Annotated in this window: 20 protein-coding genes; 10 read left to right on the forward strand and 10 right to left on the reverse strand. The window is 66.2% G+C overall.

Annotated features, from left to right (window positions below):
* A partial coding sequence (locus JOZ79_RS11365; protein ID WP_294074201.1) for an efflux transporter outer membrane subunit occupies positions 1–1,246 on the reverse strand: 1,246 nt, incomplete at its 3' end.
* Positions 1,247–1,478: 232 nt separating this feature from the next.
* On the opposite strand from JOZ79_RS11365, the gene JOZ79_RS11370 reads away from it, so the two are divergent.
* On the forward strand, positions 1,479–1,664 hold the full coding sequence (locus tag JOZ79_RS11370) for a DUF3008 family protein (protein WP_294074203.1): 186 nt from the start codon (positions 1,479–1,481) through the stop codon (positions 1,662–1,664).
* Here the strand turns inward: JOZ79_RS11370 and JOZ79_RS11375 are convergent, their stop codons facing one another.
* From JOZ79_RS11375 to sucC, 4 genes are read right to left on the reverse strand one after another with little or no spacing between them, the layout of a single operon-like run.
* Positions 1,665–2,594 (reverse strand): electron transfer flavoprotein subunit alpha/FixB family protein, encoded by a 930-nt coding sequence (locus JOZ79_RS11375; protein ID WP_294074205.1) that lies wholly within the window; start codon positions 2,592–2,594, stop codon positions 1,665–1,667.
* On the reverse strand, positions 2,591–3,337 hold the full coding sequence (locus JOZ79_RS11380; protein ID WP_294074207.1) for an electron transfer flavoprotein subunit beta/FixA family protein: 747 nt from the start codon (positions 3,335–3,337) through the stop codon (positions 2,591–2,593). Before JOZ79_RS11380 ends, JOZ79_RS11375 begins: the two co-directional genes overlap by 4 nt.
* Positions 3,334–3,768: an SgcJ/EcaC family oxidoreductase gene (locus JOZ79_RS11385; protein WP_294074209.1), complete on the reverse strand. Its 435-nt coding sequence runs from the start codon at positions 3,766–3,768 to the stop codon at positions 3,334–3,336. The genes JOZ79_RS11380 and JOZ79_RS11385 overlap by 4 nt, the downstream gene beginning before the upstream one ends.
* Positions 3,765–4,970, reverse strand: coding sequence for an ADP-forming succinate--CoA ligase subunit beta (gene sucC / locus JOZ79_RS11390; protein WP_294074211.1), 1,206 nt, complete (start codon positions 4,968–4,970; stop codon positions 3,765–3,767). Before sucC ends, JOZ79_RS11385 begins: the two co-directional genes overlap by 4 nt.
* A 198-nt stretch (positions 4,971–5,168) precedes the next feature.
* On the opposite strand from sucC, the gene dinB reads away from it, so the two are divergent.
* The 4 genes from dinB to JOZ79_RS11410 all read left to right on the forward strand — a co-directional run bounded on the left by dinB (position 5,169) and on the right by JOZ79_RS11410 (position 8,549).
* Positions 5,169–6,251, forward strand: a complete 1,083-nt coding sequence (gene dinB, locus JOZ79_RS11395) for a DNA polymerase IV (RefSeq protein ID WP_294074213.1) — start codon at positions 5,169–5,171, stop codon at positions 6,249–6,251.
* Between the two features lie 161 nt (positions 6,252–6,412).
* Positions 6,413–6,946, forward strand: coding sequence for a CarD family transcriptional regulator (locus tag JOZ79_RS11400; protein ID WP_294074215.1), 534 nt, complete (start codon positions 6,413–6,415; stop codon positions 6,944–6,946).
* Between the two features lie 117 nt (positions 6,947–7,063).
* Positions 7,064–7,792 (forward strand): head GIN domain-containing protein, encoded by a 729-nt coding sequence (locus JOZ79_RS11405; protein ID WP_294074217.1) that lies wholly within the window; start codon positions 7,064–7,066, stop codon positions 7,790–7,792.
* Positions 7,793–7,832: 40 nt separating this feature from the next.
* Positions 7,833–8,549: a DUF2807 domain-containing protein gene (locus JOZ79_RS11410; RefSeq protein WP_294074219.1), complete on the forward strand. Its 717-nt coding sequence runs from the start codon at positions 7,833–7,835 to the stop codon at positions 8,547–8,549.
* Here the strand turns inward: JOZ79_RS11410 and JOZ79_RS11415 are convergent.
* Genes JOZ79_RS11415 through mgtE form a run of 3 tightly spaced genes read right to left on the reverse strand, consistent with a single transcriptional unit; the run spans position 8,543 to position 11,143 of the window.
* Positions 8,543–9,220 (reverse strand): CADD family putative folate metabolism protein, encoded by a 678-nt coding sequence (locus JOZ79_RS11415; protein WP_294074221.1) that lies wholly within the window; start codon positions 9,218–9,220, stop codon positions 8,543–8,545. The genes JOZ79_RS11410 and JOZ79_RS11415 overlap by 7 nt on opposite strands.
* A 48-nt stretch (positions 9,221–9,268) precedes the next feature.
* Positions 9,269–9,670: a DUF1489 family protein gene (locus JOZ79_RS11420; RefSeq protein ID WP_294074223.1), complete on the reverse strand. Its 402-nt coding sequence runs from the start codon at positions 9,668–9,670 to the stop codon at positions 9,269–9,271.
* 39 nt (positions 9,671–9,709) lie between these two features.
* Complete coding sequence (mgtE, locus tag JOZ79_RS11425; RefSeq protein ID WP_294074225.1) at positions 9,710–11,143, reverse strand: magnesium transporter; 1,434 nt, start codon at positions 11,141–11,143, stop codon at positions 9,710–9,712.
* Positions 11,144–11,262: 119 nt separating this feature from the next.
* Between mgtE and JOZ79_RS11430 the strand changes: the two genes are divergently transcribed.
* The 3 genes from JOZ79_RS11430 (at position 11,263) to JOZ79_RS11440 (ending at position 14,907) form a co-directional block, all read left to right on the forward strand.
* Complete coding sequence (locus JOZ79_RS11430) at positions 11,263–11,718, forward strand: peptidylprolyl isomerase (protein ID WP_294074227.1); 456 nt, start codon at positions 11,263–11,265, stop codon at positions 11,716–11,718.
* A 92-nt stretch (positions 11,719–11,810) separates the two neighbouring features.
* Positions 11,811–14,123 (forward strand): CDC48 family AAA ATPase, encoded by a 2,313-nt coding sequence (locus tag JOZ79_RS11435; protein ID WP_294074229.1) that lies wholly within the window; start codon positions 11,811–11,813, stop codon positions 14,121–14,123.
* Between the two features lie 142 nt (positions 14,124–14,265).
* Complete coding sequence (locus tag JOZ79_RS11440; RefSeq protein ID WP_294074231.1) at positions 14,266–14,907, forward strand: methyltransferase; 642 nt, start codon at positions 14,266–14,268, stop codon at positions 14,905–14,907.
* A gap of 4 nt (positions 14,908–14,911) precedes the next feature.
* Here JOZ79_RS11440 and JOZ79_RS11445 read toward each other — a convergent pair whose 3' ends face one another.
* Entirely contained in the window at positions 14,912–16,072 is a 1,161-nt protein-coding gene (locus JOZ79_RS11445) for a phosphatidylserine/phosphatidylglycerophosphate/cardiolipin synthase family protein (RefSeq protein ID WP_294074233.1), read from the reverse strand.
* A gap of 143 nt (positions 16,073–16,215) precedes the next feature.
* Here JOZ79_RS11445 and rpoZ point away from each other — a divergent pair, with 143 nt between their 5' ends.
* Positions 16,216–16,557 carry a DNA-directed RNA polymerase subunit omega gene (gene rpoZ, locus JOZ79_RS11450; RefSeq protein WP_294074235.1) on the forward strand — a complete coding sequence of 114 codons (342 nt, stop codon included), beginning with the start codon at positions 16,216–16,218 and terminating at the stop codon, positions 16,555–16,557.
* Between the two features lie 57 nt (positions 16,558–16,614).
* Here the strand turns inward: rpoZ and JOZ79_RS11455 are convergent, their stop codons facing one another.
* Complete coding sequence (locus JOZ79_RS11455; RefSeq protein WP_294074237.1) at positions 16,615–17,109, reverse strand: helix-turn-helix domain-containing protein; 495 nt, start codon at positions 17,107–17,109, stop codon at positions 16,615–16,617.
* A 160-nt stretch (positions 17,110–17,269) separates the two neighbouring features.
* On the opposite strand from JOZ79_RS11455, the gene JOZ79_RS11460 reads away from it, so the two are divergent.
* Positions 17,270–17,767 (forward strand): HD domain-containing protein (locus JOZ79_RS11460; RefSeq protein WP_294074239.1); only part of this gene is annotated, 498 nt, incomplete at its 3' end.

Genomic DNA, 17,767 nt, shown 5'->3' on the forward strand with positions numbered 1-17,767 from the left:
CCTGATCCAGCGCGACCAGGGTGTCGGCGACGTTCTGGAAGGCGGTCAGCACGGTTCCGCGATACTGTTCCGAGGACTGGGTATAGGCGGCGCGCGCGGCGCGCTCCTGATGCAGCTTGGCGCCGCCGTCGAAGATTGGGGCGAGCAGGGCGCCGTTGATGTTCCAGAAGCCTGTGCCCGGCCCGAAGATCTGCCCGATCGCAAGCGCATTGCTGCCGGCGTTCGCGGTCAGGCTGATGTTTGGCAGGCGGTTGGCGCGCGCGACCCCGATCTGGGCACTGGCCGCGTGCATATTCTCTTCGGCCTGGAGAACGTCGGGGCGCTGCCGGACGAGCGCGGACGGCAGGCTGAGCGGCAGGTTCGATGGCAGGGTCAAGCTGTCTAGCGTGAATCTGTCGCCCGCGGCATCGGCGGGGTAGCCGCCGGTCAGCACCGCGAGGAGATCCTTTTGCTGATCCCGTTGCTTGACCAGCGGCGGCAGGGTCGCCTCGAGCTGCGCCAGCTGCGTCTGCTGCGCGGCCACGTCCGGGCCGCCGATGTAGCCCGTCGACCGCTGGTACTGGAGCAGGCTCAGGGTCTCGCGGCCGATGCCTATGAGGTCGTTGGTCGCCGTGATCTGATCCTCGAGCGACGCCTCGGTGATCGCCGCCTCAGCAACATTCGTGCTGAGCGTGATGTCGGTTGCGATCATCTGATAGCGGCTCGCCTGCTCCTGCGCCGCGAGACCTTCGACCGTCCGCTTGTTCAATCCGAAGACGTCGGGCGTGTAGGACACGCTGAGGGTTGGCGTGATCAGGGAGTAGCTCGAGGAGTTGTTGGCCGGGACTGGCGCAAGGGTCGCCGACGGGTCCTTCTCGCGCGTGATGCTGGCCCCCGCGCTGACCTGGGGAAGATAGACGCCATGCTGCGCTCGAACATTCTCATGAGCGACGAGAAGCGCGGCCTGAGCGGCCTTGAGATCGGCATTGTTGGCGAGTGCGCGCTGGATCAGCGAATCGAGGGCCGCCGAATGGAACACGGTCCACCACTCGGCGGGAAGATCGGCGCCGGTGATGAAACGCTGCGCATTGCCGCCACCGACGCCCGGAGTCGCGACGGTCGATTGCTCCGGGTTGGGCGTGTATTGCGAGGCGGCGGGCGCGGCCGGCGTCTTGAAGTTCGGCCCGACGACGCAGCCGCCGACGAGGAACGGCGCAGCTAGCGTGAAGACGGCCTGCAGCCGGCGAAGGAACGAGATTGACCTCATGGGCGTGATCCGCAGCCTTCCGCGTCGCCAGGGCCCGGCTGCATAGCGCGCGACAGTATTACATAACAGTGCTGTTCAGCGCGGTGCCAAAGACCGGGCTTCGGGGCAAATTACATCGCTGTAATGCCTGGGGAAGTCGGCCGGCACGGGCATTCGACGAGGCCTCGGCATCTGGAAGCCTTTGCCACCTTCAAGCGTTTGAACCGCAACCTTGACCCCAGGAGATGCGATCATGCCTGCCAAGTCCGCAGCCCAGCAGAAAGCCGCCGGTGCCGCTCTGTCCGCCAAGCGCGGCGACACCTCGAAAAGCAGCCTCAAGGGCGCGTCCAAGTCGATGATGTCGATGAGCGAAAGCGAGCTCGAGAAAATGGCGCACACCAAGCGCAAGGGAAAGCCCGAGCACGCCGCGAAGAAGTAACTACAGCTTCTCGGTCAACTCCGGGACGATCTTGAACAGGTCGCCGACGAGGCCGATGTCGGCGACCTGGAAAATCGGCGCTTCCTCGTCCTTGTTGATGGCGATGATGGTCTTGCTGTCCTTCATCCCGGCCAGGTGCTGGATGGCGCCCGAGATGCCGATCGCGACATAGACCTGCGGAGCGACGATCTTGCCGGTCTGGCCGACCTGATAGTCGTTGGGTGCATAGCCGGCGTCGACCGCAGCGCGCGATGCGCCGACCGCGGCGCCGAGCTTGTCGGCGAGCGGGTCGAGGAGTGCGTGGAACTGCTCGCTGCTGCCGAAGGCGCGGCCGCCGGAGACGATGATCTTGGCGCTGGTGAGCTCCGGGCGCTCGCTTTCCGACGCCTCGGCGGAAACGAAGCTGCTGGTGCGGGGATCGCCGGCGGCTTCGACCTGCTCGACGGTGCCGGAGCCGCCATCCGCCGCCGCCTTGTCGAACGCGGTGGTGCGAACGGTGATGACCTTCTTTGCGTCCTTGGACTTCACCGTGGCGATCGCGTTGCCGGCGTAGATCGGGCGGGTGAAGGTGTCGGCGTCCTCGACGGAGAGAATGTCGCTGATCTGCATGACGTCGAGCAAGGCGGCGACGCGAGGGGCGATGTTCTTGCCGGTCGTGGTCGCGGGGACGACGAATGCGTCGTGGCTTTCCATCAGCCTCACCGCGATCGGCGCGACGGCTTCGGCGAGCTGATGCTCGAGTGCGGGGCCGTTGGCGATGTAGACCTTGCCGACGCCGGCGATCTTTGCAGCCGCCTGGGCGACGGCGTCCGCGTTGTTGCCGACCACCAGCGCGTTGACGTCGCCGAGCTGCGACGCAGCGGTCACGGTGGCGAGCGTCGCATCCTTGATGGCGCTGCCGTCATGTTCGACGAGAACCAGAACACTCATTTTGCAATCCCCAGACCCTTGAGCCGTTCGACCAGCTCGTCGACGCTGCCGACCTTGATCCCGGCCTGGCGCCTGGCTGGCTCGACGACCTTCAATGTCTCCAGTCGCCGGGCGACGTCGACGCCGTAGTCGCCGGGCGACTTGGTCGCGAGCGGCTTCGACTTGGCTTTCATGATGTTGGGCAGCGAGGCGTAGCGCGGCTCGTTGAGGCGGAGGTCTGTTGTGACGACCGCCGGCAGGTTGAGCTTTACCGTCTCGAGACCGCCGTCGACCTCCCGAGTGACGGTCGCGCTGTCGCCGAGCTCGACCTTCGAGGCGAAGGTGCCCTGCGGCCAGCCGAGCAGCGCGGCGAGCATCTGGCCGGTCGCGTTATTGTCGTCGTCGATCGCCTGCTTGCCGAGGATGACGAGCTGCGGCTTCTCCTCCTCGGCGACCTTGGCGAGGATCTTGGCGACGGCGAGCGGCTCGACCTCTTCATCGGTCTGGACGAGGATCGCGCGGTCGGCGCCCATCGCAAGCGCGGTGCGCAGAGTCTCCTGCGCCTTGGCCGGCCCGATCGAGACGGCAACGATCTCGCTCACGGCGCCTTTTTCCTTGAGGCGAATGGCTTCCTCGACAGCGATCTCGTCGAACGGGTTCATGCTCATCTTGACGTTGGCGAGGTCCACGCCGGACCCGTCCATCTTCACCCGCGGCTTCACGTTGTAGTCGATGACGCGCTTGACCGCGACGAGGACCTTCATGCTGTCGTTCCCTTCATCGGTTCGGCTTGCCCGGCCGCCTGGGCCAGGTCGCGGACGATCGTGTTGTGAAGCGCAAGGATGACGGGTTCGCCGCTATTGTCATCGACGACGGTGGTCATCAACGCGTTCATCGTTCCCGCCAACCGTCCTTTCGGGACATCGAGCGTCGGCGCGATGTGCAGCAGCGCGAGACTGCCTCCAAGCGGCCGAAGCTGCTCGACGCGCATCGCAACGCGGCTACCCTTGTAGATCGTCGTGAAGATGCGGTCGTGATTGTCGGCGATCGCCTGGCGCCCGCGCACGTGCATTCCAGCGACCGTCACGAAATCCGCGTCCTCGGCGAACGGCGCAGCGAAGGCCGTGCCGTCGCCGGCATTCCAGGCAGTCTGAAGCTGGGCGACGAGCGCTTCGGCCTGTTTGCGACTGATCAAGCCGCCACCGGCTCTTTCACTTCCGCGACGATCTTCCGGGCCGCATCGCCAAGATCGTTGGCGGCGATGATGGGCAGCCCTGAGTTCGCGAGGATGTCCTTGCCCTGCTGGACGTTGGTGCCTTCGAGGCGGACGACCAGCGGCACGCTCAGATGCACCTCTCGCGCCGCAGCGACGATGCCGTCGGCGATGATGTCGCAGCGCATGATGCCGCCGAAGATGTTGACCAGGATGCCCTTCACCGCGGGGTCGGAGAGGATAATCTTGAAGGCCGCGGTGACCTTTTCCTTCGAGGCGCCCCCGCCGACGTCGAGGAAGTTCGCGGGCTCCGCGCCTTCCAGCTTGATGATGTCCATCGTCGCCATGGCGAGGCCGGCGCCGTTGACCATGCAGCCGATCGAGCCGTCGAGCTTGATGTAGCTGAGGTCATACTTCGACGCTTCGATCTCGCTCGGGTCTTCTTCGCTGAGGTCGCGCAGCTCGGCCAGGTCCTTGTGGCGGAACTCGGCATTGTTGTCGAAGCCGACCTTGGCATCGAGGATCATCAACTCGCCCTTGTCGGTGACCGCGAGGGGGTTGATCTCGACCTGCGAGGCGTCGGTGCCGATGAACGCCTGGCAGAGGCCGGCGAGCACCTTGGCCGCCTGCTTGGCGAGATCGCCCTTGAGGCCGAGCGCGTCGGCGACCGCGCGGCCGTGGTGCGGCATCAGGCCGGTGGCCGGGTCGATGGTGATGGTGCGGATGCGCTCGGGTGTGTCGTGGGCTACCGTCTCGATGTCCATGCCGCCCTCGGTCGAGGCGACGACGGCGATGCGGCCGGTCTCGCGGTCGACGAGCAGGGCGAGATAGAATTCACGGGCGATGTCGACGCCGTCGGTGATGTAGAGACGCTGGACCTGCTTGCCGGCGGGGCCGGTCTGGACCGTCACCAGGGTCTTGCCGAGCATTTCCTCGGCGTTGGCGCGGACATCCTCGACCGATTTGGCGAGGCGGACGCCGCCCTTGGCGTCGGGGCCGAGCTCCTTGAACTTGCCCTTGCCGCGGCCGCCGGCGTGGATCTGCGCCTTGACGACCCAGAGCGGCCCGGGAAGCTTCTTTGCGGCCTCGACAGCTTCGTCGACGCTCATCGCGGCGAAGCCTGCCGGGACCGGCACGCCATATTTCGAAAGCAGTTCTTTGGCCTGATATTCGTGGATGTTCATGGCCGCGCCCTTAAGCAGATTGGGTGGCGCGATGCAAAGCGCGCGAGGACGCGGAAAGTCCCAAAGGTCCCCCTACCCACGCGCGCGAGAGCGGCATTCGCCTTGCGCGTCCGGCAACATGTCGAAGCAAAATCGATGGGTGGTCCTCATCGAGCCTCGCCTAAACCGGAACGGCTGCTGTAGGACAGGCATTCGCTCATGGCGGACGCGACAAGCCCCCCTTGCAAGATCATCCATGTCGACATGGACGCCTTTTACGCGTCCGTGGAGCAGCGCGACGCGCCCGAGCTGAGGGGCAGGCCGGTGGCCGTCGGCGGCGGGCATCGCGGAGTCGTTGCCGCGGCGAGCTATGAGGCGCGAAAGTTCGGCATCAGGTCGGCGATGCCTTCGGTGACAGCGAAGCGGCGATGTGCGGAGCTGATCTTCGTCAAGCCGCGGTTCGACGTCTATCGCGCCGTGTCGCAGCAGATCCGGGCGATCTTCGCGGAATATACGCCGCTGATCGAGCCGTTGAGCCTGGACGAGGCCTATCTCGACGTGACCGAGGACCGGCTGGGCCTTGGAAGTGCGCGGGCGATCGCGGAAGACATCCGGCGGCGCATCAGGGAGGAGACCGGGCTGACCGCGTCGGCGGGCGTCAGTTATTGCAAGTTCATCGCCAAGCTCGCCTCCGACCATCGCAAGCCCGACGGGCTGACGGTGATCACGCCGGAGCGCGGGGCGGAGTTCGTCGCCTCCCTGCCGGTCGCGCGGTTCCACGGCGTCGGGCCGGTGACCGCTCGCAAGATGAAAGGGCTGGGAATCGAGACTGGCGCCGACCTCGCGGCTTGGAGCCTGACGCAACTGCAGGCGCATTTCGGAAGCTCGGCCGACTGGTACTGGCGCATCTGCCGCGGCATCGACGAGCGCGAGGTCAAGCCCGATCGCCCCTACAAGTCGGTCAGCGCCGAGCGAACCTTCGACGAGGACCTGGTCGACCTCGAGCGGCTGTCGGCGGAGCTCGAACGCATTGCCGGCTACGCCTGGGAGCGAGTCAAGCGGGCCGAAGTGAGCGGGCGGACGGTGACTCTCAAGGTCAAATATGGCGACTTCACCCTGATCACCCGGTCGAAGAGTTTTGCGTCGGATGTCAAGGACATAGAGGCATTTACCGCCGCCGGGCAGGGGCTCCTGCGGGCGCTGTTCCCGCTGCCCAGGGGGATTCGCCTGCTCGGGCTCGGACTTCATAACCTGAATGAGTCCGGCGGCGAGCCAAGTGCCCAGCTTGGGCTGGAAATCTGAATTGAGTTGTGATATAAAATTGTCACAGAAAGCCGGCCGCATCCCGCGCCGGTTTCGATAACTCGCAGGAAGCGGACCAGCAGCGAAGCCACGGCCAATGGTCGTTATGGGGGACGGCGCGGACGTGTCGGCTCGCTCTGCCGCAAAATGAAAGGTGAGCAATGGCTACACAGGCGCTTAGCTTCGACGTTGGCGATTATGTCGTGTACCCCAAGCACGGTGTCGGCCGGGTCGTCGAGCTTCAGAGCACCGAGATCGCAGGTTCCCGTCTCGAGCTCTATGTGCTTCGGTTCGAAAAGGAGAAGATGACCCTCCGCGTTCCGATGAACAAGGCGGACTCGGTCGGGATGCGCAAGCTGTCGTCGGACAAGACGATGAAGGACGCGCTGGAGACGCTGAAGGGAAAGCCCAAGGTCAAGCGCACCATGTGGTCGCGCCGCGCGCAGGAATACGAAGCGAAGATCAATTCGGGCGACCTGACGTCGATCGCCGAAGTGACCCGCGACCTGTTCCGCCCCGACGACGCTCCGGAGCAGAGCTATTCCGAGCGGCAGATCTTCGAGGCCGCCTCGTCGCGCCTGGCCCGTGAGCTTGGCGCCATGGAGCAGACCGACGAGAAGGCGGCTCTGGCGAAGATCCTCGACATCCTCAACAAGGCGGTGTCGGTTCACCAGAAGGCCAAGGAGCCGGCCTGAGCCGCCGCGCTTTCTCCGATCATGATCAGGGCGCGTCCTTCGGGGCGCGCCCTTTTCGTTTGCGCTACAGGTGCAGCGCTGTTATAGGAGAGTAGGACACCAACAGGAGGCGAGCGGATGCGCAAGGCAGTGGCGATCGGGGTTCTGGCGGCGGCCGCAGTGCTCGCGGCATGTACGCAGGCGCGCAGCGAGGATGCCGGGCCGTCGGTATCGCGCAACTATTCGGTCGGTGGATTCAGCGCCATCGAGGTCGCTGGTCCCTATGAGGTCCAGGTCCGCACCGGCGCCGGCCCGAGCGTTGCGGCGAACGGGCCCCAGAAGATGATCGACCACATGGTCGTCGAGGTGAGGGGCGACAAGCTGCTCATTCATCCCGAGGAGCAGCACGGCTTCTTCCACATGGGCTGGACCTTCAACGGCAAGGTGCGAGTCGCCGTCACGGTGCCGCAGCTTCAGGGCGCCACCATCGCCGGGTCGGGAGACATCAAGGTCGATCATGTCCAGGGCCCCGGCTTCGAAGGAACGGTCGCCGGCTCCGGCAACCTCGGCCTCGATTCTCTCGACGTGCAGAACCTGAAGCTGGCGATTGCCGGATCGGGAGGCGTCAAGGCGGCGAGCGGACGCGCACAGTCCGTGAAGTACGAGATCGGCGGGTCGGGGGACATCGACGCGCGCGGCGTCCAGGCGCAGACCGCCGACGTGTCGATCGCTGGATCGGGCAGCGTCGCGGCTCATGCCACCAGCACCGCCGAGGTCAGCATCATGGGATCGGGCGACGTCGACGTCAGCGGCGGCGCCAAATGCTCAATCACCAAGCAGGGTTCGGGCAGCGTTCGTTGCGGCTGAGCTTGAGGGCCTTTTAAGGATCGTGCAGGAAGGTGAGGGTATGCGCATTGCCCTCCTTCTTGCCGCCTCCAGTGCGGCCATTGCCTGCGCCGTTCCGGCAACAGCCGCGACGCGCAACTTCACCGTGACTGGCTTCGAGCAGGTCCGGGTGGAAGGGCCGTTCCGAGTCAAGCTGGCGACCGGGGTGCCCCCGTCGGCGAGCGCCACCGGACCGCAGGCGGCGCTCGACCGCGTGGCCATCGACGTCATCGGCCGAACGCTCGTCGTTCACAGCGACGTGTCGGCGTGGGGCGGAGATCCCGACTCGAGCGATGGTGGCCCGGTGGAGATCAGCATTGGCACGCACGATCTCAGCTCGGCGGCGCTGACCGGTTCGGGACTGCTTCAGATCGACTCGGTGACGGCTCTGTCGTTCAAAGGCTCTGTGCAGGGCTCTGGCGAGATCGACATTGCGAAGGCTGACGTCGACCAGCTCAGCATGGATCTTACGGGGACCGCGAGCGCCAGGGTGACGGGCAAGGCGGGAACCCTGACCCTGACGACGCGCGGATCATCGGCGTTCGACGGATCGGCACTCAGCACGAAGGACGCCACCCTCACTGCCGAGGGCGCCGCGACCGTCAAGGCGCTGGTCACCGACTCGGCGACGATCCGGGCGTCGGGCCCGGCGAGCATTACGCTGAGCGGCAATCCGGGTTGCACCACCCGCGCCGGCGGATCGGCCAGCGTCGTCGGCTGCAAGACCTCGTCTCAGTGAACGGCGGCGGCCGCCTCCACGCCTGACAGGAACGTCCACAGGGCCGCTGCCAGTTCCCCGGCGGCCTCGAGCGCCTCCGACTGCTCCGCCTCGGGCAGCCGGTCGAGCAAGGAGCGGCAGACCGAGCTGTGCTCGACGTCCGCCGTCTGGTGGACCTGGAGGAAGCGCAGCGTCGGCTCGTCATTGATGCCGTAGCGGTCGATAAGCCCGTCGATCTTCGCGGAAGCCACGGCCGGGAACTGGCTTTCGTAGGCATAGAGCGCGCCAAGGCCGGACGCGTAGGAGGCGCGCGACAGTCGGCGGAAGGTCGCGATGAGGGCCTCGGTCTCGGGGTTGAGCGCCTGGGCGCGCACCGCATCCTCGCTTTCGCCAAGGCCGCACGCGAACATGAGCCAGAGGCTCGCGTGATCCTGCTTGCCCGACTCGAGTCCCTCTTCTTCGGCGAGGTTCTCGGCGAGCATTCGGCGCCCGTCGCGGTCGGGGCAGACGCTGTGCACGGCGCTGACCGCGCGCGGGAAAGCCTCGACATGGTGGAAATACTGGCGGGAGTAAGCGCGCAGCGTGTCGAGCGGGAGCCCGCCCTCGGTCCACGCCTGGTAGAAGGGGTGTCCGAGCATGGCGTGCCCGGCGACCTTGGCGTCGATGCGCTGCGATAGGGTTGGATTGATCATGGCCGCCTCCCTGATGGTGAGCAGCGGCTGATACCGTCGGCTGGCCGACTATACCAGAGCCAGAGCGGCGAGGCGGCCGTAAAGCTGCGGCGGAAGCGCCCCCATGCCGCTGCCGTCGCCGTCCGCGGTCGGCGCGTCTGCGTCTTCCAAGTAGCGCCAGCCCTGGTGCGCGCGGCGCGGAACAGGCGAAATCGCGACAAGGTCGGCCGAGCAGACAATGTCGATGCGGCCGTCAGCGCGGTCTTCAAGCCGGAGTATTTCCTGCCGCGCGATCAGCCGGTGCTTGACGATCCAGTGGAGCGAACCGCCGATAAGCTCGGCTGAGCGCTTCGGGCGCATGCGGGTGACGACGCGGACTTCGCCGGAAACGGCGCGGCCGGCGATCCGGCTCTGCAGCATCGCGAGGTCGCGGCAGGCGAAGGCGACCTTGGTCAGATGAACGTTCGGCACATCGTCGAAATGGCGACCATCGCCATGATTCGCAATCGCTTAGCGGCCTAGACCGGCGAGTGCGGCAAGGCCGAGGAAGCTGAAGAAGCCGGTCACGTCGGTGACCGTGGTGACGAACACCGCCGACGAAACGGCTGGATCGATGTCGAAGCGGTCGAGCGTGACCGGAACGAGAATTCCCGCGAGGCCCGCTGCCAGATTGTTGATGACCATGGCGATGCCAATCACTGCCCCCAGCAGGAAGCCGTGCGGAGTCGGGTGAAGAACCCCGAATACCAGTGCGACGCCGCCGCCGATCAGCACGCCAAGCGACAGGCCGTTGGCCATGGCGATCGTCAATTCACGCCCGAATGCGCGGACCGTGTTCGATTCAGTCAATTGATTGGTCGCAAGCGCCCGAACCGCGACGGCCAGCGTCTGCGTGCCGGCGTTGCCGCCCATGCCGGCGACGATCGGCATCAGCACGGCGAGCACCGCATATCGCCCGATCTCACCCTGGAAGAGGCTGACGACGCTGGCGGCGAGGATCGCCGTGCCAAGATTGATTACCAGCCAGAACAGCCGCCGGCGGACGGTCAGCGGCACCGGCTCGTTGATGTCGCCTTCGCCCGCGCCCGACAGCAACAGGACGTCCTCGCCGGCTTCCTCCTGGATGATGTGGACCACATCGTCGACGGTGATCATGCCGACCAGCCGGCCGCTGTCGTCCGTGACCGCGGCGGAGACGAGCGCATATTTCTGGAAGCGGAGGGCGACGTCTTCCTGGTCCATGTCGACCGGGATCAGGGTTTGCTCGCGCGCCATGATGTCTGTCACGGGCGTCGTGCGGTCGGTGCGCAGGATGGTCGAGAGCTTGCAGGTGCCGACCGGATGGTGGGATGCGTTGACGACGAACACTTCCCAGAAGTCGGCCGGCAGGTCCGCGGTCGAGCGGAGATAGTCGATGACCTGGCCGACCTTCCAATGTTCAGGGACCGCGCACAGGTCGCGCTGCATCAGGCGGCCGGCGGATTCCTCGGGATAGGAAAGCGCTTCCTCGACCGCGGCGCGGTCGTCCGGCTCCATCGCGCGCAGCACGGCCTGCTGCTCGTCGCGGTCCAGGTCCTCGATCAGCGCGACGGCGTCGTCGGTGTCGAGCTGGCCGGCGATGTCGGCGACCTGCTGCGGCTCCATCTCGTCGAGGAGGTCCTCGCGGACGTGCTCGTTGAGCTCGGCGAGGACGTCGGGGCTGATGATCCCGGCAAGCGCCTTGACGAGACCTTCGCGCTCGTCGCGGCGGGCAAGCTCGATGAGGTCGGCGACGTCGGCGGGATGGAGCGGCTGGACGAGGCGACGCGCGGTCTCGTCGTCGCCAGCCTCGACGGCGTCGAGCACCTTGCTGACGAAGCCGGCGCGGAGACGATCCTCCTCGTCGATGGCGGAGGCGTCGGGGTCCGCCGGGGCGGCGGTGGCGATATTCTCGCTCTCGCTCATCCTCACCCCCGAAATGCCTGACGCCGTCGCGAACGTCCTCCTATTGCCGGGCGGACTCTGGCGCAAGCGGGCGAGGCTTCCTAAATCGCCGCCTCAACGTCACACGATTGGAGTGAACCATGGCCGACGCCGACCGCCTGACCCTGAAACTTTCGAGCGGCGGCGACGTCGTCATCAGGCTCCGGCCGGACCTTGCGCCGGGCCATGTCCAGCGCATCACCGAACTCGCCAGCAGCGGCTTCTACGACAATGTGCCGTTCCACCGGGTGATCCCGGGCTTCATGGCGCAGGGCGGCGATCCGACGGGGACGGGCACCAGCGGCTCGAAGCTGCCGAACCTCAAGGCCGAGTTCAGCCGCGAGCCGCACGTGCGCGGCACCGCGTCAATGGCCCGCACGAGCGACCCCGACAGCGCCAACAGCCAGTTCTTCATCTGCTTCGATGACGCCCGCTTCCTCGACGGCCAGTACACCGTCTGGGGCCAGGTCGAGAGCGGAATGGAGCATGTCGACGCCCTGCCCAAGGGCGAACCGCCGCGCGAGCCGGGGCGAATCGTCTCCGCGACAGTTGGCTGATCGCGCGCATTCCACTGCTTTCCCGATCCGATTGAACCCCCGCGGCGTCGCGCCGTTAATGGCGCGGGGCTGACGCGGGATCAGGAGCAATAATGGCTGAAACCGACACGATCGATCGCGTGACCTCGCGCAAGGTGCAGGTGGCAAGCCTGCCGCCCGGCGACAGCGGGCGCGGCTTCGCCCGGCTGCCGCTGGCAACGATGAAGGCGATCGGAGTCGACGAGGGCGACGTGATCGAGATTGTCGGCAAGCGTTCCACCGCCGCGGTTGCCGTTCGTCCTTACGGAGAGGACGAGGGGATCGACATCATTCGGCTGGACGGCCTGCAGCGCGCCAATGCGGGCGTCGGCTCGGCCGATTTCGTCGAGGTGCGCCGAGGCGAGGCAAAGCCAGCGACCAAGGTGGTGTTCGCGCCGGCGCAGCCGAACGTTCGTCTCGAGGGCTCGGCCGATGCCTTGAAGCGGACTTTCGCGGGGCGCCCGCTGACCGAAGGCGATACCGTCGCCACGACCGGGCACCAGCGGCTCAATGCCGACATGCCCGAGCCCATCCGGCAGATGCTCAACGCTCCGGCCTTTGCTCTCCAGGAGCTGCGGCTGGTCGTTGTTTCGACGACGCCCAAGGGCATCGTCCGTATCGATGCCAAGACCGTCGTCGACCTTCTGCCGGAATATACCGAGCAGGACGGCGAGCGGCGCGCGGACGTTACCTATGACGACCTCGGCGGCATGCGCGACACGATCGACGCGCTTCGCGAAATGGTCGAGCTGCCGCTCCGGCACCCGGAGCTGTTCCAGCGGCTTGGCGTCGATCCGCCCAAGGGTGTCCTGCTGCATGGTCCGCCCGGCACCGGCAAGACGCTGCTGGCCCGCGCGGTCGCCAATGAAAGCGATGCCAAGTTCTTCCTGATCAACGGCCCCGAGGTGATGGGCTCGGCCTATGGCGAAAGCGAGCGGCGCCTTCGAGAGATTTTCGAGCAGGCCTCGCAGGCCGCGCCGTCCATCATATTCATCGACGAAATCGATTCGATCGCGCCCAAGCGCGGGCAGGTGACGGGAGAGGCAGAGAAACGGCTGGTCGCGCAGCTTCTCACCCTCCTCGACGGCATCGAGCCGCGGCAGAACCTGGTGGTGATCGCTGCGACCAACCGTCCGGACGCGATCGACGAGGCGCTTCGCCGGCCGGGCCGCTTCGATCGCGAGATCGTCGTCGGCGTTCCCGACGAGCCTGGCCGGCGCGAGGTGCTGGGAATCCACACCCGCGGGATGCCGCTGGCCGCGGACGTCGACCTCAATGACCTTGCCCGCCGGACCTACGGCTTCGTCGGCGCCGACCTGGCAGCGCTGACCCGCGAAGCGGCTCTCGAGGCGGTGCGGCGGATCATGCCGAAGCTCAATCTTGCCGAGGACGTCATCCCGACCGAGGTGCTCGACACCCTCTCGGTCGAACGCAACGACTTCGACAATGCGCTCAAGCGCGTGCAGCCGTCGGCGATGCGCGAAGTGATGGTCGAGGCGCCGACCATCGGCTGGGCGGATATCGGTGGCCTCGATGAGCCGCGCGACCGGCTGAAGGAAGGCGTGGAGCTTCCGCTCAAGCATCCCGAGGCGTTCCGGCGCCTGGGCATCCGACCCGCCAAGGGATTCCTCCTTTATGGGCCGCCGGGAACCGGGAAGACGCTGCTCGCCAAGGCGGCGGCGCGCGAAAGCCAGGCGAATTTCATCGCCACCAAATCGTCGGACCTGCTCAGCAAATGGTATGGCGAGAGCGAACAGCAGATCGCGCGCCTGTTTGCCCGGGCCCGGCAGGTGGCGCCGACGATCATCTTCATCGACGAGCTAGACAGCCTCGTGCCTGCGCGCGGCGGCGGGCTTGGCGAACCGCAGGTGACGGAGCGGGTGGTGAACACGATCCTTGCCGAGATGGACGGCCTCGAGGAACTTCAGAACGTTGTCGTGATCGGTGCGACAAACCGGCCGACGCTGATCGATCCGGCGCTGCTTCGCCCCGGCCGGTTCGACGAGCTGATCTATGTCGGCACTCCGGATGCGGCCGGACGCGCGCGGGTCCTTGCGATCCACACGCGGCACATGCCGCTTGCGAAGGACGTCGATCTCGAATCGCTTGCCCAGCGGACGGAGCGGTTCACCGGCGCCGACCTCGAGGATCTGGTCCGCCGAGCGGGCCTGACCGCGCTTCGCCGCGGGCTCGACGCGGGCGAGGTCACGATGGCCGACTTCGAAGCCGCGCTGACCGAAACCCGTGCGTCCGTCACGCCGGAGATGCTCGACGAATATTCGCGCATCCGGGAAACGCTGAAGAGCGATGCGGTGCGGCCGAGCGGCGGCATCGGCTTCGTGACGCCCGGGATGCTGCGGGCACGGCCCGGCGGCAAGCCGGACTAGCGGTGCGCCGGTCTCCATCCCTTCCGGCGAGCGCTTCGCCGCAAGCCGGCCGCGGCGAAGCGCCTGCGGGCAAAGCTGAACTTGCCAAGCGGCGGCGCATGCGCCAACGCTCGCGGCCTTTGCGATCCGACACGGAGCATCCATGACAGTTTCTTCCGCGCGCGCATTGAAGGGCCCGGGGCGGCTGACCCGGCGGCGAACCCGCCGCGGCGCGAACCCGCAATGGCAATTCCTGCGCGGGTTCCTGAAGCATCCCGTGATGGTCGGATCGATCATCCCGTCGAGCCGCAGGCTCATCAACCGGATGCTTGGGCCGGTCGATTGGGAAAACACGAAACTGTTCGTCGAATATGGCCCCGGCGTCGGCACGTTCACGCGTCCGATCCTGGAGCGGCTGCCCGCGGACGCGACGCTCCTGACCATCGATACCAACCCGGAGTTCACGAGCTACCTCAAGGAGTCGATCGACGACGAGAGGCTGGTGGCGGTCAACGGCTCGGCTGCGGACGTCGCCAAAATCCTTGCCGACCGGGGCTTCGACAAGGCCGATTACGTGTTGTCCGGCCTGCCCTTTTCGACCCTGCCGCCGGGCATCGGCGACGCGATCGCCAAGGCGACGGGCGAGGTCGTCCGACCGGGCGGGGCGTTCCTGGTCTATCAGTTCAGCCCGAAAGTGCTCGACTTCATCAAGCCGCATTTCGACCGGATCGACCGCGGCTTCGAGTGGATCAACGTGCCGCCGGCGACGCTGTTCTGGGCGTGGCGGGAATCGAAGAAGGACTGAGGCCCTAGGGCACCCGGAGCGCCAGCCGCCGCGTCACGGTATAGTCCAGCGACGTCACCAGGAACCAGCCGATCCGCCAGCGCAGTCGCTGCGTCCACGTCGCGCGCTGCCTGTACAGCTCGGGCGTGATCTCGAGGCAGTCGCCGAGCTCGTGCTCGAAATAGCTTCGCATCATGATCGCGAAATCGGGATCGCGGACGCGCAGCATCATCTCCATGTTGAGGTAGAGGCTGCGAAGGTCGAAGTTCGACGAGCCGATGTGGACGATGTCGTCCATGACGAGCAGCTTCGAATGGACGTTGGTCGGTTGGTATTCGAAGATCTGCACTCGCCGCTTCATTAGCCGTGCGTAGGTGCTTCGCGCCGCGTCGACGGTCGGCGGATTGTCTGACTTGCACGGGATGATGACCCGCGCCCGGCCGCGCGCGGCGACTGCGCCGATGCGTTTCAGCGTCCCTCCCAGCGGCGCGAAATAAGCGACGATCATCTCGAGGTCGCGGGCCTTGGCGAGGTCGTGGAGGGTCGCGATCCCCCAAGGCGACTTCAGCTGCATCGGGCCGCCGAACAGCCATTGCAGCTGGCCCTCATGCTCGCTGTAGTTGCGGACCACGGCGCGCAACGTCTTGAGGCGCGAACCCTTGGCCAGCGACCAGGTCATCAGCGCGTCGTAGTAAGGCACCAGGCGCGCTGCGGCGGGGCCTTCGACCATCAGGCCGATGTCGCGCCAGCCGCCCACCGCGCGGTCGGCGAAATAGCTGTCGGCGATGTTGAAGCCGCCGATGAGCACGCGGGCTTCGCCGGTCTCTCCGTCCGCCAGCGCCAGCTTCTGGTGGTTGCGTAGCAGGTAGCGGCGGCCGTAGGCCGGGTTGAACCGGCAAAAGCGCGCGCCGCGCTCGTGAAGCTCGCGGAAGTAGGTCTCTGGCGTGTGACTGCTGCCGAAGCCGTCGATCAGCAGCGAGACGGCGACGCCGCGATCGATCGCGCGCAACAAGGCGTCGCGCACCTTCTCGCCACTGCCGTCGGCCGTGTAGATATAATAAAGCAGCCGAAGCGACTGCCTTGCGCCGTCGATCAGCTCCAGCAGCCGAACGAAGCGCTCCGGTCCATCGGGCAACAGAGTCAGGCGGTTTCCATCGATGGTGAGTGACCGGTGCCCGTCCGCCATGCGGCTCGTGTGGCGACGGGGAAGGTTCAAGGCAAGGGCGAGTGCGGCAACAGGTGCGATGTGGCCACTTTTGTTGACTTTCGACAGGGCCGTCCCTAACTCGCCGGCTTCCCTATCGTTGATGATGGCTTGCGAGGCGACGAATGGCGCGCGTTACGGTTGAAGATTGCGTCGACAAGGTGCCGAACCGGTTCGACCTGGTCCTGCTCGCGGCGCAGCGCGCGCGGCAGATTTCTTCGGGCGCCGATCTGACTATCGATCGCGACCGGGACAAGAACCCGGTGGTCGCCCTGCGCGAGATTGCCGACGAGACGGTCCGCCCGACCAACCTCAAGGAAGCCGTCATCGGCAGCCTTCAGAAGGTGCGCGTGGACGAGGAGGACGAGACCGAGGAGCTGGCGTCGCTGAGCGATGCCGCCGAGGCTTTGCGCCTGACCGCCGCGGCTCCGCCGCGACCGAGCCCGTCCGGCGGCGACTACGAGTAATCGAGCGGCGGCCCTGTTGAGACGGGCTCGCGGCGTTCTTGCAAAGACCTGAGCTGTCTATTCGGCGGCCTGCCGGGCGTTTCCAGCGTCGTCCTGAGCCACCCAGACGAGTTCGCCTCGACGTAGGGGCCGCCCGTCATGGGCGTGGACACAGAGCTTGCGGATGGGTTTGCGGTCACGCCGGTCGGCGAGGACAATCCCCGGATTGCCATGGCCCCAGTCCTCGCCCCATTGCCTGAGCGCGACGATCACGGGCATCAGCGCCGCGCCCTTTTCGGTGAGCGAATAGATCACCTTGCGGCGGTCGGACGAGTCTGACCGCCGTTCGAGGATGCCGCCGGCCACCATCTTCGCCAGCCGGTCCGAAAGGATGTTTCGGGCGATTCCCAGGCCCGCCTGAAATTCCTCGAAGTGGCACAGGTCGTTCAACGCCCCACGCAGGATCAGGAACGCCCACTTCTCGCCGACGAGTTCGACGGCGGCCGGAATGGGGCACGAGAGCGCCGCCTCCCGGAACGCATCGATCCGTGTCTGCTCGCGGTCTGCGGGCACGCCCCTTCTCCCAAGCCCTTCGAATCGCATGAAAGCACAAGCAAGGACGAATGGAAAGTTGCCATCTGCAACGAAGAATTCACGACTTGCACCGCGAGCTGGCGAGCCGACGGTCGTTTCGCGCTTGCGCAACATGGCGGACTGCCACCATCTAGGCACCGTGCTGAGGCAATATGAGTTGGTCGAAAAGGTCCGGTCCTACGATCCGGATGCTGACGAAAGCCTGATCAATCGGGCGTACGTCTTCTCGATGAAGGCGCATGGCGCGCAGAAGCGGGCGTCGGGCGACCCCTATTTCAGCCATCCGATCGAGGTCGCGGGAATCCTCACGGACTTGAAGCTCGACGACCAGACCATTGCCACGGCGATCCTCCACGACACGATCGAGGATACCGTCGCAACGCCGCAAGAGATCGAGAAGCTGTTCGGCAAGGACGTGGCGCGGCTGGTCGACGGAGTGACCAAGCTCAGCAAGATCGAGGCGCAGTCCGAGAACGAGCGTGCCGCCGAAAACCTTCGCAAGTTCCTGCTTGCGCTGTCGGACGACATCCGGGTGCTGCTGGTGAAGCTCGCCGACCGGCTGCACAACATGCGGACGCTTCATCATATTCCGAATGAGGAGAAGCGCCGACGAATCGCGCGCGAGACGATGGATATC

Source organism: Sphingomonas sp., from assembly GCF_019242355.1.
GTDB lineage: Bacteria > Pseudomonadota > Alphaproteobacteria > Sphingomonadales > Sphingomonadaceae > Sphingomicrobium.

Coding starts and splice junctions, on each gene's coding strand:
- JOZ79_RS11440 (WP_294074231.1), top strand. CDS start 14,266: ATGACAGTTTCTTCCGCGCGCGCATTGAAGGGCCCGGGGCGGCTGACC.
- JOZ79_RS11405 (WP_294074217.1), top strand. CDS start 7,064: ATGCGCAAGGCAGTGGCGATCGGGGTTCTGGCGGCGGCCGCAGTGCTC.
- JOZ79_RS11430 (WP_294074227.1), top strand. CDS start 11,263: ATGGCCGACGCCGACCGCCTGACCCTGAAACTTTCGAGCGGCGGCGAC.
- rpoZ (WP_294074235.1), top strand. CDS start 16,216: ATGGCGCGCGTTACGGTTGAAGATTGCGTCGACAAGGTGCCGAACCGG.
- dinB (WP_294074213.1), top strand. CDS start 5,169: ATGGCGGACGCGACAAGCCCCCCTTGCAAGATCATCCATGTCGACATG.
- sucC (WP_294074211.1), bottom strand. CDS start 4,970: ATGAACATCCACGAATATCAGGCCAAAGAACTGCTTTCGAAATATGGC.
- JOZ79_RS11410 (WP_294074219.1), top strand. CDS start 7,833: ATGCGCATTGCCCTCCTTCTTGCCGCCTCCAGTGCGGCCATTGCCTGC.
- JOZ79_RS11445 (WP_294074233.1), bottom strand. CDS start 16,072: ATGGCGGACGGGCACCGGTCACTCACCATCGATGGAAACCGCCTGACT.
- JOZ79_RS11370 (WP_294074203.1), top strand. CDS start 1,479: ATGCCTGCCAAGTCCGCAGCCCAGCAGAAAGCCGCCGGTGCCGCTCTG.
- JOZ79_RS11435 (WP_294074229.1), top strand. CDS start 11,811: ATGGCTGAAACCGACACGATCGATCGCGTGACCTCGCGCAAGGTGCAG.
- JOZ79_RS11415 (WP_294074221.1), bottom strand. CDS start 9,220: ATGATCAATCCAACCCTATCGCAGCGCATCGACGCCAAGGTCGCCGGG.
- mgtE (WP_294074225.1), bottom strand. CDS start 11,143: ATGAGCGAGAGCGAGAATATCGCCACCGCCGCCCCGGCGGACCCCGAC.
- JOZ79_RS11400 (WP_294074215.1), top strand. CDS start 6,413: ATGGCTACACAGGCGCTTAGCTTCGACGTTGGCGATTATGTCGTGTAC.
- JOZ79_RS11380 (WP_294074207.1), bottom strand. CDS start 3,337: ATGAAGGTCCTCGTCGCGGTCAAGCGCGTCATCGACTACAACGTGAAG.
- JOZ79_RS11375 (WP_294074205.1), bottom strand. CDS start 2,594: ATGAGTGTTCTGGTTCTCGTCGAACATGACGGCAGCGCCATCAAGGAT.